The 13,420-nt window shown below is 53.3% G+C and carries 14 protein-coding genes; 12 read left to right on the forward strand and 2 right to left on the reverse strand.

All coding sequences use genetic code 11. The annotated features are described in order from the left end of the window. The first annotated feature begins 10 nt into the window (after positions 1–10). The 11 genes from HH215_RS04645 to HH215_RS04695 all read left to right on the forward strand — a co-directional run bounded on the left by HH215_RS04645 (position 11) and on the right by HH215_RS04695 (position 10,405). Positions 11–1,351, forward strand: a complete 1,341-nt coding sequence (locus HH215_RS04645; protein ID WP_169278847.1) for a ribonuclease H-like domain-containing protein — start codon at positions 11–13, stop codon at positions 1,349–1,351. A 2-nt stretch (positions 1,352–1,353) separates the two neighbouring features. Then, positions 1,354–2,205, forward strand: coding sequence for an HAD-IIA family hydrolase (locus HH215_RS04650; RefSeq protein ID WP_169278848.1), 852 nt, complete (start codon positions 1,354–1,356; stop codon positions 2,203–2,205). A 67-nt stretch (positions 2,206–2,272) separates the two neighbouring features. Further along, positions 2,273–3,091 (forward strand): bifunctional DNA-formamidopyrimidine glycosylase/DNA-(apurinic or apyrimidinic site) lyase, encoded by an 819-nt coding sequence (gene mutM, locus HH215_RS04655; RefSeq protein WP_169278849.1) that lies wholly within the window; start codon positions 2,273–2,275, stop codon positions 3,089–3,091. Beyond that, a complete protein-coding gene (locus HH215_RS04660) occupies positions 3,092–3,934 on the forward strand; it encodes a deoxyribonuclease IV (protein WP_169278850.1) in 843 nt (280 codons plus the stop codon). Next, the gene (locus HH215_RS04665) at positions 3,931–4,278 is read left to right on the forward strand and encodes a cyclic-phosphate processing receiver domain-containing protein (protein WP_169278851.1); all 348 of its coding nucleotides are present in this window, start codon (positions 3,931–3,933) and stop codon (positions 4,276–4,278) included. Before HH215_RS04660 ends, HH215_RS04665 begins: the two co-directional genes overlap by 4 nt. Further along, positions 4,271–4,591, forward strand: a complete 321-nt coding sequence (locus HH215_RS04670; protein ID WP_169278852.1) for a thioredoxin family protein — start codon at positions 4,271–4,273, stop codon at positions 4,589–4,591. The genes HH215_RS04665 and HH215_RS04670 overlap by 8 nt, the downstream gene beginning before the upstream one ends. Beyond that, positions 4,588–5,367 carry an ABC transporter ATP-binding protein gene (locus HH215_RS04675; protein WP_169278853.1) on the forward strand — a complete coding sequence of 260 codons (780 nt, stop codon included), beginning with the start codon at positions 4,588–4,590 and terminating at the stop codon, positions 5,365–5,367. Before HH215_RS04670 ends, HH215_RS04675 begins: the two co-directional genes overlap by 4 nt. Further along, positions 5,364–6,386, forward strand: coding sequence for a 23S rRNA (cytidine(2498)-2'-O)-methyltransferase RlmM (locus tag HH215_RS04680; RefSeq protein WP_169278854.1), 1,023 nt, complete (start codon positions 5,364–5,366; stop codon positions 6,384–6,386). The genes HH215_RS04675 and HH215_RS04680 overlap by 4 nt, the downstream gene beginning before the upstream one ends. 107 nt (positions 6,387–6,493) lie before the next feature. Continuing rightward, positions 6,494–8,110, forward strand: a complete 1,617-nt coding sequence (locus HH215_RS04685; RefSeq protein ID WP_169278855.1) for a serine/threonine protein kinase — start codon at positions 6,494–6,496, stop codon at positions 8,108–8,110. Between the two features lie 244 nt (positions 8,111–8,354). Continuing rightward, positions 8,355–9,053 (forward strand): response regulator transcription factor, encoded by a 699-nt coding sequence (locus tag HH215_RS04690; protein ID WP_169278856.1) that lies wholly within the window; start codon positions 8,355–8,357, stop codon positions 9,051–9,053. Further along, entirely contained in the window at positions 9,050–10,405 is a 1,356-nt protein-coding gene (locus tag HH215_RS04695) for a sensor histidine kinase (RefSeq protein ID WP_169278857.1), read from the forward strand. The genes HH215_RS04690 and HH215_RS04695 overlap by 4 nt, the downstream gene beginning before the upstream one ends. Before the next feature lie 118 nt (positions 10,406–10,523). On the opposite strand, the gene HH215_RS04700 is transcribed toward HH215_RS04695, so the two are convergent. Continuing rightward, entirely contained in the window at positions 10,524–11,009 is a 486-nt protein-coding gene (locus HH215_RS04700) for a C40 family peptidase (RefSeq protein ID WP_169278858.1), read from the reverse strand. 355 nt (positions 11,010–11,364) lie between these two features. Between HH215_RS04700 and HH215_RS04705 the strand changes: the two genes are divergently transcribed. After that, positions 11,365–12,036: a GNAT family N-acetyltransferase gene (locus HH215_RS04705; protein ID WP_169278859.1), complete on the forward strand. Its 672-nt coding sequence runs from the start codon at positions 11,365–11,367 to the stop codon at positions 12,034–12,036. Between the two features lie 406 nt (positions 12,037–12,442). Here HH215_RS04705 and HH215_RS04715 read toward each other — a convergent pair whose 3' ends face one another. Continuing rightward, positions 12,443–13,390 carry an SDR family NAD(P)-dependent oxidoreductase gene (locus HH215_RS04715; RefSeq protein WP_169278860.1) on the reverse strand — a complete coding sequence of 316 codons (948 nt, stop codon included), beginning with the start codon at positions 13,388–13,390 and terminating at the stop codon, positions 12,443–12,445. Between the last annotated feature and the right edge of the window lie 30 nt (positions 13,391–13,420).

A 13,420-nucleotide genomic window follows, 5' to 3' on the forward strand; every position in this document is an offset into this window, starting at 1 on the left:
GGACAAGCTTATGAGCGGATTAAGGGAGAAGCTCGGTCGGCTGCGTTCTTCCGGATCCTCCGGCGTTCCGACTCCGCCTACGGATACGACCGCGTCCGCGGAACCTGTAGAGGCTCTTGAAAAACGGACGATTCAGACGGAGGTTCCGGAACTATCGCCGGAATTTCAACAAATCGGAGTCGAACTTAAACAGAACGAAGCGGGCCAATTTTTATTGAGGACAATCGAATATCCGCTGCCTTATCGCCACGGGAAACATGAATTGACCGACTTGCTGGAATGCGCTTCGCATTTAAGCGCTATCGCGATGCGGCAGAATCGGCAAAATCAGCCCGAGACGATAGAACCTCGGCGACTGTTATTCCTCGATACGGAAACGACGGGACTCGGCGTCGGCACGGGCAACGTACCGTTCATGATCGGATTCGGCTATTACACCGATCGAGCTTTCATCGTCGAGCAGACCTTGATCCGCAATCCGGGCGAAGAGAGGGCGATGTTGACTTATTTGCTCGAGCATATGAAAGACAAAACCCATCTGGTTACTTATAATGGAAGGACGTTCGATTGGCCTGTACTCGTCAACCGCTTCATTCTGAACGGGTGGCGGCAAAGCGGCCAGGAACCGGGACATCTCGACTTTCTTCATCCGTCGCGGGCATTGTGGCGCAATACGTTGCCTTCTTGTCGGCTCAGCATGGTGGAAGAAGCCAGATTAGGCATTCAGAGAGGCCACGATGTGCCGGGTTCCCTTGCTCCCGCATTGTATTTTCAATATTTAAGCGACGGCAACGCTTCTCACCTCCATGGCGTGTACGCGCATAACGAGAAGGACATTTTGACGTTGGCTTCGCTTTCGGTCCATTTCGGTTTATTGCTAAGCGGGGTACCCGATCCCGATACGATACAGACGACTGAGGGAGAAGAACTGTTCCGGACGGCAAGCTGGCTTGAACTCCATGGCGTAACGGAAGAGGCCGAGCGGTTGTACGCCCTGTTAAGCGGGATGGACGACGACGTTGCCTACGGGAGCGGTTGGCCGTTGGCTTTGGCGGCGAGACATAAACGCGCGGGACGGCACGATCGGGCTTTGCCTCTGTGGAGAAAGTGGGCCGAGATTGCGGAAAACTCCGCGGTACCTAAACTGGATGCGCATGTGGAACTGGCCATCTACTATGAGCACCGCGATAAACAATTATTAATGGCGTTAACTTATGCGGAGAAAGCTTTGGAATTGGCACATCGTAGAGCGCGGCTGCATAGCGATGCCGCGAAGCGCAAAGAAGAGAAGGAATCGTTGCAGCACAGAGTCTTAAGATTGCGGGACAAAGTGTCACGGGAAAGGAAGTAAGCATGAGCATCTTGGCGAATAGCAAACTAAGCAAGGATTTACCGTTACCCGAAGCGTTATTGTTCGATCTGGACGGTACGTTATACCGCGGGCACGAACCGATTTCGGGTGCCGATCAATTAATCGCCAATGCGCATAATAGAGGAATACCCTGCCTATACGTGACCAACAATTCGACCCGAACCCCGTTGGAGGTAGCGGACCATTTGGCAGTCATGGGGATTTCGGCGAAAGAAGAGGAGATCGTCACATCCGCCTCGGCGGCTGCCTATTATGTAAAGTCGCGTTATCCCGGTGCCGATACATACGTTATAGGTGAAAGAGGACTTCGCGAAGCGCTTATAGCGGCCGATCTTCATCTCCTTGGAGATTCTCCGTCGGATGATCGTCGCGCCGCGTTGGTCGTACAAGGTCTGGACCGCAAATTGACCTATGAACAGATTAGAATCGCGGTTAAACATCTGCTGGATGGCGCCGTATTCGTGCAAACGAATCCCGATCGCCTTCTGCCCGTGGACGATGGCTTCCTCCCGGGTGCGGGGAGCCTTGGAGCGGTATTGCAAGCCGCGACGGGTATCGAGCCGATCGTCATAGGCAAACCTTCTAACATCATCATGGATTTCTCCTTGAAGATAGCCGGAACCGCTCCGAACCGTTCGTGGGTTATCGGCGACAATCCCTATACGGATCTCGCAGCGGCCCGTAACGCCGGATGTCCTTCCATACTCGTGTTAACCGGGTTATGTACGATCGAGAACTGGCAGGAGCATTGCGAGGCGGCCGGAGTAACGCCCGATGCGGTCTGCGACGGGCCCGAGCAAGTGGAACGACTGTTGAACGAAGTGATGAAGTAGATTTCTCATAACTTTGCTTATGTGGCTTGAATAGCGATGCATATACGACCAGAAGGGAAGAACTCAAATGCCGGAATTACCGGAAATGGAACATTATCGCTCGCAATTATCTCCGTTGCTGTGCGGTCAGAGAATAACGGGGGCGACCGTTAATCGCGAAGCTACGATCAACGAACCCGCGGATGTGTTTATCGCCGCGCTGATCGGCAAAACGATCTTGTTCGTGGAACGCAAAGGGAAGCATCTGTTGTTCCATTTGGATGACGGACACCGCTTGCATCTACATCTCATGCTTGGCGGGTGGTTAGCTTACGGCGAACAAGGACCGAAGAAGGACAGTCATTTTCAAGTCATCCTAACTTTCGGGAACGGATCTTCCCTCTACTTCGGCGGATTGCGACTCGGGTACTTGCACCGTATTACGGCCAAGGCGGCCATCGAACAGTTGAAGGAGCTCGGTCCGGATCCATTCGATCCTCGATTGAGCTTGGAAGCGTTTCGGAAGCGGCTCTCCGGGAAAAGAGGCAAGTTGAAGACGACGCTAACCGATCAACGTTTCTTGGCGGGCATCGGCAACAGCTACAGCGATGAAATCTGCTTCGATGCGAACCTTCATCCGGCAGCCGCCGCGAACGGATTGGATGATTCGCAGACCGAACGCCTCTATAACTCGATGCGGAAAGTACTTACCGTGGCTAAGGAAGCGGGAGGTTACATGGAGCATCCGCTAACCCCGGACGACACGGTAACCGGAGGATACAACGAGCAATTCCGGGTTTACGATCGCAAGGGAGAACCCTGTTACGAATGCGGCACGGAAATTAAATTCGAAACGCTAACGGGTCGCAAAATGTTTTACTGTCCGAATTGTCAGCGGGAAGCTTAAATGATCAGAGCGGGCAGCCACGTTAGCACCAGGCACGGATATCGCAAAGCCGCGGAAAACGCGGTAGCCATCGGGGGAACGGCGTTTCAATATTTTCCGAAAAATCCTCGTACTTTAGAACTAAAATCGTTCGATAAAACCGATGCCGCGAAATGCGCGGAATGGTGCGGGTTGAACGGGATACAATCGATTGCCCACGGGCCCTATCCCGTTAATCCCGCGTCGGAGGGAGATGCGGCAAGACGCATGGCCTTATGTACGCTTAACGATCTAGAGATCGCCGAAGCATGCGGGTCCATCGGGGTAGTCGTCCATTTCGGCCATTACAAGGGGAAAGATCCGTTACAGGGCTATCGAAATGTAATACAATGGATCAATAGCGTTAATGCGCTTTGGAACGGACAGGCTCAAATTCTGTTGGAAAATCAAGCAGGAGATCACGGGTCGATGGGGACGACGCCGGAGGAATTGATGCAAATCCGTTCTTTGGTCGAGCAGCCGGAGAAAGTCGGCTTCTGCTTGGATACTTGTCATTTGTTCGCTAGCGGCGAATGGAAGCCGGGAGGCTGGACTGATTTCGCGGACCGGGCAAGGAAGCTCGGGTTCTGGGACGCGGTTCGCGCGGTTCACTTGAACGATTCCCGGTATCCGTCGGGGTCGCGCAAGGATCGGCACGCCGCGATCGCGGAAGGGTGGATCGGCCGCGAAGGTTTGGTCAGCTTGTTCGCTACGCCCGAACTAAGGGATGTGCCGTTCGTATTGGAAACGCCCGCGGGGGAAACCGCACCGCATCGGGATCAGCTAAAGCTTGTACGGCAATTGTCGGGGGAGGCGTCGGGATGATTAACGTGTATTTAGACGACATTAGGCCGTGCCCGCGCGGATTCGTCGTCGCGCGTTCGGCAGAAGAATGTTTATTGCTGCTGTCCGTCAGCGACGTCGACGTGTTATCGCTCGATTTCGAGCTGGGGTACGGCCAGCCGAACGGTCTAGCGGTCGTTCAGGGTATCGTGGTTAGCGGGAAATACCCGAAACGAATATTCGTTCATTCTTCCAGCATGATGGGCAGATCGCAGATGGTGCAAGCACTAAGGGCTGCCAATCCTCAAGGCGCAACGATTCACGACGGTCCGATGCCCGTTGCTTTGCTTCAAGCCATCGCATCGGGGGGCAGCGGCCATGCGTGAATGGGAGGCGGCGAATTGGAGACGGGAATGGACGTTTACTCCCGCGCCGTTCGCGCTATTCGTCCACACGCCGCTTTGCGGAACTTGCTTGGCGGCACGCCGCATGTTGGCGGTAGCGACCGAAATCGTGCCGGAGGTGCAATTGAGGTCGGCGAATATTAACGTCATGCCGGACTTGGCCCAGATGTTCCAGATCGAAAGCGTGCCTTGTCTATTGATTAAGCGCAATAACGGAAGTTGGATTAAACAATACAGGTTCCCCTCCGTCACGGAGATCGTGGACCAGTTAAGGAAAGAGAGAGATCGCAGATGATCCATTTACAAGGCTTAACATTTCGCAGAGGTGAACGGGAAATTCTTCGCGGCGTCGACCTGAAGGTCAATCCGGGTGAACATTGGACATTGTTAGGACGCAACGGATGCGGAAAGTCCACGATTCTGGAGATGATTACGGGGTATTTGTTTCCGACCTCGGGCAAGATCGACGTGTTAGGCAATCGTTACGGGCAAGTCGACGTACGTGAAGTTCGCAAGCAAATTGGATACATCAGTCCTTCTTTGATCGAGAAAATGACGCTAAGAGACCCGGTATGGGAAATCGTAGCAAGCGGAGCTTTCGCTTATTTGCGTTTTTACGAACAAGTAGCGGATGAAGTGAAGGAACGGGCTTACATAGAGCTGGAGCGGGTTGGACTGCGTTCCTTGGCCGAGCAACCGTTCGGTACTCTTTCGCAAGGCGAACGCAAGAAAGTACTGTTGGCCCGAACGATGATGGCTTCTCCTCAGCTTCTCATTTTGGACGAACCTTGCGCCGGTTTAGACTTGTTCGAACGGGAGAAATTTTTGCATGCCTTATCCGAGTTATCTACTCATAACTTGTCTATGCTATACGTAACGCATCATATTGAAGAAATCGTACCTTTGTTCACCCACGTGGCATTAATGGCCGATGGTCAACTCGTCGCGACGGGCAACAAACGGGATGTGCTTACGCCGGACAATCTACAAGAAGCTTACGACCTTCCTATCGATATCAAATGGAGGGATGACCGGCCTTGGATAGAGGTCGGGAAGGTGGAATCTCGATGATCACTTACGTCGGAACGGCGAATCCCGGCTTCTCTCCTTATGCTATGGAAGAGCTGCGGAGACGCATACGAGGCACTAAGGTTTCGGGCTTGGCGCCGGGGGAAACTTTCTCCTTCACGAGCGGCGACCACGATCCTGAAGCGTTACTGACCGAGTTGCGCCGCAAGGAACCGATTTTCCTGCGGCACTTGTTCCCCGTAGAAGCGGAGAATGAACTGACGGGTAGCCCCGAGCAAACGGATGAATTGCTTCAAGCGTATGCGGCTACGTTGGGTAATCGAGCACAAGGCAAGAAGATCGCAATCCAAGTTCGCAAGGAACAGAATAGCCCGTTCCCTTATACGTCCGCGGAAGGCCGAGACGTTATCGCACCGGTTATTAAGGAGCTGGGTGGGGAAGTGGTGGCGCGGGAAGCGGATTGGATTGTTTCCGTCTATGCGACGAAGAAGAAATTGTATCTGGGCTGCTCGCTGCCGCGCGATAATTTGTCGGATTGGCCGGGAGGAGCGGTTCGATTCCGGAAGGACGAAGGCCTGATCTCTCGCGCCGCATTTAAGCTATTGGAAGCGGAGCGCGCGTTTAACTTGCCGCTGGATCGATTCTCGAACGCGCTCGATCTGGGCGCCGCGCCCGGGGGATGGACGTCCGTGCTGCTCGAGAGAGGTCTGAAGGTTACCGCGGTCGATCCCGCCGAGATGGATCCGTCCTTGGAGCTTCATCCGAGTTTGCGCCATATCCGGCGCAATGCGGCCGACGTTTCCTTCGCTCCGGGTACGTTCGATCTGATGGTATGCGATATGAGCTGGGATCCTCATCATACGGCTCGCATCGTATCGGAGCTGGCTCATGTCCTTTCGGCGGGAGCCACCGGAATCATCACGTTGAAGTTAATGTATCGCAAGCCGTTCCAAAGCATCCAGGATCTCATGGAGGATTACAGTCATGAGTTCGATATCCGTAAAGTAAAGCAGTTGTTTCATAACCGGGAAGAAGTTACAATGTGGGTGAAGAGAAAATAAGCAATCGTACCGGGAAAGCATCCCGCATACGGGCGAAACCTTGCAACGTCAAGGCTCCGCTCCGTGTGCGGTTTTTTTATTTGCTCGATCAGAAATGGGGGACGAGGATGGAAGAACGTCTTGAAGCGGATCTTGTTTTACTGCCTGGACAGCTATTCGCAGAGCGGTACCGAATCGCTATGCCGATCGGCAAAGGAGGGATGGGGCGCGTTTACTTGGCGGAGGACATTCGGCTCGGCGGGAAGAACGTAGCGCTTAAGCTGACGCGTCCGCTTCCGGAAGAACGGAGATCGTTCTTGCCCGAAGCGCAGTTGCTAAGCGTGTTAGATCATCCGAATTTGCCGGCGATCGTCGATTATTTCCCTCCGAACGCGGAGGGGGTCGCTTGCATCGTCATGGATTATATCGCGGGAGATACGATAGCCGAGAGATTCGAACGTTACGGCTATCGGTTATCCTTCGCCTTCGTGCTCGGAGTACTGGCCGATCTGTGCGAGGTGCTGATCTATTTGCATTCGCAAACCCCGCCGATCGTGTTTCGGGATTTGAAGCCGGCTAACGTCTTGTTGGACCGCCACAATAAAGCGATTCTCGTTGATTTCGGAATTGCCCGCAGATATCGGGAACATATGTCGAACGACACGTTGCAGCTTGGCACGCCGGGCTTCGCCGCTCCCGAACAGCTTCGGGGAGAGCAATCCGATAGCCGTACCGATATATACGGTTTAGGAGCTCTTGCCTATTTTCTGCTCTCCGGGGGAAAGTTTGCGATCCGTCATCAGGGTGAATTCAAGCGAGTCGTTCAGGACGATGTCCCGGCTGCGTTTATTTTATTGTTGGATCGCTTATTGGCTAGTCAGCCAGAGGGTCGGCCGCAATCCGCCCTCGAGTTGCTTGACGAGATCAAGGCGATCCAACGGGATGCGGAGGAAGGCACCCGAGCCCGTCGTTCCTCTCACGAGTTCATACATGATCGTTATGCCCCGCAAGATTACGGAAACAACGGCAAAGTAACGGTAATCGCCGTTGCTTCGGCCTATGCGGGAGCAGGAGCGACCTTCGCATCGGTTGCTCTGTCGTCCGCGCTTGCCAGGAAAGGGATACCCCATTCGATGGTAGAGTGTCCGGGAAGCGACTCGGAGCTCTACGCCTATTTGAACGGGGAAAGAAGAATGCCTAGAGGCGCCGTCTTCGCGCACGGGAACGGTCAGCAAGCAGCCGTTCCCGCATGGCGCAGTGGGAAAGCGACTTATTACCCGCTTAATCCGAACGAGGCGAACAATCCGTTACCCGATAGCGCCTTCGCGAAATGGCTCAGAAAACTCGGCTCGCCTATCGTCTTGCTCGACATGTCCAGCCGATGGGATCAGCCTCTTCTAAAGGAATGGTTGATCAGATCGGTCGATCAGCTTGCCATGGTAGCGGATTGTTATCCCGCGAAATGGTCCGCCCGCAGACAAGCCTCATGCATGGAGTTGCTTAGTCAAACGAAGCAACGCCGAATTCGGAACGTTTGGATCGCCAATCGGGATCAACCGTTTCCGGACCGGAAACAATGGCTTAATCTGTTTCCGGTCAAGCCGGACATTCTTTTACCCGATCTTACGGGATCGGCGACGTTAAATGCTTTATGGCGTGGAGAAGGCGTGCCTTCGGACTCTCGCGCGGCGAACAAAATCGACGAGGCGTGCTCAGAATGGGTCGAATCGATTAGCTTGCGATGATAAGCAGAACGGTTCAAATTCAGCATGCTCACGGTTCTATTCGACGGATTTTCCAAGGCTTTGACAGTCGTGGTACAATAAAGTTGGGAGAATCGCTTAAATACGGGGAGGAAACGGCATCTAACGCGGCCGACCACTCGATTGCGCGCCCATAGAACGCCACGTTGCCGGTCGGTCGTTATCGTTACGGCCGCGGTCTTGTGATGGCTAACGAATTTGAACTTTTAACCATGAGGTGACGGATATGAACAATGAAAATATATTGATTATCGAAGACGAAGATGCGATCGCGAGAATTTTGGAATTGGAACTGGAGCATGAAGGGTATAACGTTGGCCGGGCTGCCGACGGCCGCAAAGGCTTGGAGATGGCGAATTCAGGGGAATGGGATCTCATATTGCTGGACGTTATGCTGCCCGAGCTGAACGGGATCGAGGTGCTGCGCAGATTAAGGCAGAACGACGGAGCGGTTCCCGTAATCCTCATAACGGCGAGAGATACCGTGCCGGATAAAGTAAGCGGCTTCGAGCATGGCGCGAATGATTATATTACGAAACCGTTCGCGATGGAGGAGCTGTTGGCGAGGGTTCGTAACTTGCTGCGAATATTCAAAGCTTCCCGCGAAGGAGAGAATGAAGACGTCATCCGGATCGGGGATTTGTCGATAGAGCTCTTGACCCGCAAAGTATACCGGAAGGATCATTCCATCGACTTAACCCCTCGGGAGTTCGAGCTGTTGCTATATTTGGCAAGACACAAAAATTCCGAGAAAACGCGAGACGAGATCTTGTCCGACGTATGGGGTTACGAATATATCGGGGATACGAACGTCGTAGACGTCTATATCCGTTACTTGCGGCAAAAGATGGACAAAGGTTACCGACATAAGCTTCTGCACACGGTGCGCGGCGTCGGTTATATGCTGAAGGAGCCGGATGCATGACCCTAAGATCGAGGTTTACTCTATTCACGGTTTTCTGGCTTATCTTCATTTTGATTTTGTACAACATCTTCGTTTATTTTTTCGTGATCCGGGTTACGACGCGCGGCGAACTGCAACTGCTAACGAATAAAGCCGATCTGGTCATCGAGACGTTGCGCAAGCAGGGAATGCGAGGGTTCGAGGATCCGAAGCTACTGAGCGATATGTACAACTACAACGAAATGCTGAGAATCGTAACCGGCGACGTCCGAATCGTCAATCAGGTCGGCACGGATGAAGAGTTGCTCTCGATTCCAGCGCAAATGCAAGCTTACAATCAATCCGAAACTCGCCAAATTAACGGTCAACGGGTCCTTTATTTATCGATGCCTTTTTTTGATCAAGGACACTTGATCGGCACGGTAGAGGCGGCTCGTCGCTTGACCGTTCTCGATAGTTATTTGCAAATTTTGTTGGGGGCATTAAGCGTAACGAGCATCGGAGCGATCGTGTTCGCCATCTTCGGAACTTATTGGTTCACTTCCCGTCTAACGGGACCGATCGGCCAGATGGTGCAGACGATGCGAGAGATCGACCGAAGCGGTAAGCTTTACCGCGTTAAGCTGAACGGTCGGGAAGAATCGGTCGAATTGCAGCAGATGGTGAGAGCCTTTAATCAGATGATCGATCGCCTGGATCGAACGATCGAGCATCAGAAGCATTTCGTAGCCGACGCATCCCATGAACTCAAAACTCCGCTTACGGTCATATCCAGCTATGCGGATATGTTAAAGCGCTGGGGCAGGGACAACGCCGAAGTTCGGGACGAGGCCATCGAAGCGATCTCGAAGGAAAGCGAACGCATGCAAAATCTGATCCGTTCGATGCTGACCTTAGCTGAGGCGGAACAGGACAATTGGTTGGACGTCTCCCGGTTCGACGTGACAACAGTCGTGCGGGAGCTGTCGGAAGTGCTGGGGAAAACGTTCCAGAGAGAGATCAGGGTACATTCCGATAATCATTCCGTCCATATGAGGGGCGACAAGGAGAAAATAAGGCAATTGCTGTTGATCTTGATCGATAATGCGATCAAGTACAGCAAAGAACCGATCGATGTGCGGATTCGTTCGCAGAAGGGGGGAATTAAGCTGGAAGTGACCGATTACGGCATCGGCGTCCCGGAAAGCGAGATTCCCTATATGTTCGAACGATTCTACCGGGTGGACGAAGCTCGCCACCGTTCGACGGGCGGGAGCGGTCTCGGTCTATCGATCGCGAAGAAGATCATCGACATCCACGAAGGGAACGTGGAAGTATACAGCAAGGCTGGCAACGGCACGACGATTTCCATCCAATTCCCGCGTAAAATCTAATGGGACCGTACAAACCAAAAACCGGCAAATATCGGATATTACCGATATTTGCCGGTTTTTCAATGCAACTTATATTTACGAGCAGACGTTAATTAAAGTGAGAGATGAGAGCTTGGAATTAAAGTACGCGGCGGGCAGTCACGTAATGCGATTTCCAATAGCTCGTATTGATCGAAGAATAAGTTACTCCCGGTTTGCCGTAAGTATGAAGCATTTTGTTATTGCCGACGTAAACGCCGACATGGCCGATGTTTTTGCCTGTACGAGCAACCCTGAAGAATACGAGATCGCCTTTCTTCAAGTTGCTCTTCGCGACGGCGTAACCCTTCTTGGCTTGCGAGCTGGAGACGCGCGGTAATTTAACTCCGTATTTGCCGTATATATACTGGGTGAAGCTGGAGCAATCGAATGCCGACGTAGAGCCGGAAGGGGCTCCGAACCGGTATTTAACTCCTAAGTAATTTTTGCCAAGCGATATGATTTTATCGGCTTTCGTTGCAGCGGATGCTTGCGGGGCTTGTCCCATGGCAAGGCCGCCGAAGCCGATGGCGACGCATAGACTGACGCCGGCTACTTTACGGGCGAGTGTGTGTGTGAAGCTCATGTTGTTACCTCCATCGTAATCGTTATTCAGTTGTCACCTATTCCCGAGTATAACAAAATTCGCTTCCCCTAATGATTACCAAGAAGAGAGCAATACAGCGCGTCGGAACGGTTAGAAGCGCATTCTTAGAATGAAATGAGAATTTTCTCATCCGCTGTGCATTTCTTCCTCATTTCCTCAAATTGAACAGATTACGTGAATCATTGGACTTGCCCCTTGTCGACGACTTCCTATAATATAGGAAGTGAGTACGGGGTATTTAGTCATGTCTAATCGAGTTAAGGGGGGACTTAGCGAAGGTAAAGCCGGGTAAACGGAATCGTCTGACTGACTCAACCTACGAGGAGAGATAACGATGGAATACATTCGAGTAAGTTCGATAGAGGATCCGAATTTTGCGGCAATGCACCAACTGATGAGTTCGATTTTTCCTGCCGAGGAAGTGCTGGAATTCGGACTATGGAAGGAACCAATCGAGGATCCGGACATTCACGTATACGTTGCCTTGCATAACGGTAATGTCGTCGGAGCGACGGAATATCGTTATTATCCCGACATGCGAGTGGCAATGACCGATTTTACGATTATCGGAACGATGGGCTTAGGAATCGGCCGTTTCTTATATGTACAGCGAGCCAAGGATTTGCAAAGGCTGCAACGCGAGAGCGGAACGGAATCGATCGGCATGTTCGCGGAAATTTATCGGCCGCATGCGGTAACGTCGTTCAAATTCGGGAATGTCCTTCCGATGCATCCGGCCGTGAGGCGGGAGGTGCTGTCGCACCTGGGATACCAGAAGCTGGATTTCCCCTACGTGCATCCTTCATGGGATCATGAAGGCAAGGCGGTTACCGAACTGGACCTCGGCTTCTTCCCGGCGGACGAATCGTTACGGCAATTGCCCTCATCGCTGGTCGTTAAATTCCTTAAACAATATTATTCCGCTCTTCCGAATAAGCCCAAGGAATGGGTGGATATGGTCGGAGAGCTTGGAGAAAGAGATGAAGTCGCTCTTCTGCCTTTGTAACCTAATAAGTACGCGCTTTGTACTTGCCTGAGTGGCTGAATTTCACGTCGACCGCGATCGTGGAAATATTCGTAGCGCCTACGCCTCCACGGTCGCGAATATATTTCTTCCAATCCGAGTGGCGATTTACGGATCATGGCTTCCATTTCTTTCTCGTAAGCGTCAAATATCCCCTTATCCGGAATTCCGGATAAGGGGATATTTGACGCTTACCTAGTAATTGAGGATACCGTGCGCCGCTATGCGTTTCAGCATCTTCGCCGTCGCGAGCCCTATGCCTCTCGTGCCGCCAATGATCACCGCCCGCTTCGCTTTGTACCGTTCCATGCGTACTCTCCTTGCGACGCCAGCGACGCCTAGCTGATTGTGAACTGTTTAGTACGATAAGACAAGGACGCCGGAGACACTAAGACAAGTCGACGCCGGAGACCTTGACAACGGCTTGCCACGCGGCTTCCTGGTTGGCGCGATCGTGGAGGTGGGGCTCGAGCTGCACCTCGATTGGGCCTGAGAACTTCCCTTTGGCCGAGGCGAAGAATTGCCCTGAGACGTCGGTTCCGAACTCCGACGCCTGGATGTAGCGACTGGCCGCGGTCTCCGGCGTCTGGTTCATGCCGGGAATGAGGTTCACGATTGGGATAAACACATACTTCAACAGAGGGCTAGCGCTTCGCTTCACGTTGGTGGCGGTCGCCCCACCGGGCGATACAGCGTACACAGCCATGCCGGACGGCAGCCGGCGCGCCAACGCCGCGACCCACCAAGCGATGATCAGCTTCGCGTCGGCATACGCATTGTTGGGCACGTACTTCACGTTCGGCCCGTTGCGAATCAGGGCTTCAACAGCGGCGGTTCGGTCGCCTTGATGGTACTTGGCCGCGAAGGCGGGCAGGTCGGTGTATTTGAACATGGGCACGCCCCCTCGGGCAGGCTCCGCGCCGGCGATAACAATCCGCGCGTCGGGACTCAGCAGGTTGGTATTGAGCAACCCGACAGTCAGTTCATGATGACCAATGAGCGGGGCCTGAGATGCCTCGACGCCCGTCGCGGTAATCTCGCGCTGCTTGAAGGGAACCAGCCCCGCATTGAGCAGCAAGAAATCAACCGGCCGACCTCGTTTGACCAGCTCGGCGAGGGCGGATTGAACGCTGGTCGGTGCGTCCAGATCCAGCTCTAGCGGAGTGAAAACCTGTGTCTTGGTCTCAGCCGCGAGTTGAGCGGCCGCTTCTTGAACCCGGGCCAGGCTGCGCCCGGTGACGATGACCTGGCGGTAGCCCTCGATGGCGAGCTTGCGGGCTGCCGCATAACCGAGCCCGGAGGTGGCGCCTGTGACGAGTGCGATCGAATGTTCCATGTGTATTCTCCTTCTAGGTTAGGGTTGCTT

This window comes from Cohnella herbarum, from assembly GCF_012849095.1.
Taxonomy (GTDB): Bacteria; Bacillota; Bacilli; order Paenibacillales; family Paenibacillaceae; genus Cohnella; species Cohnella herbarum.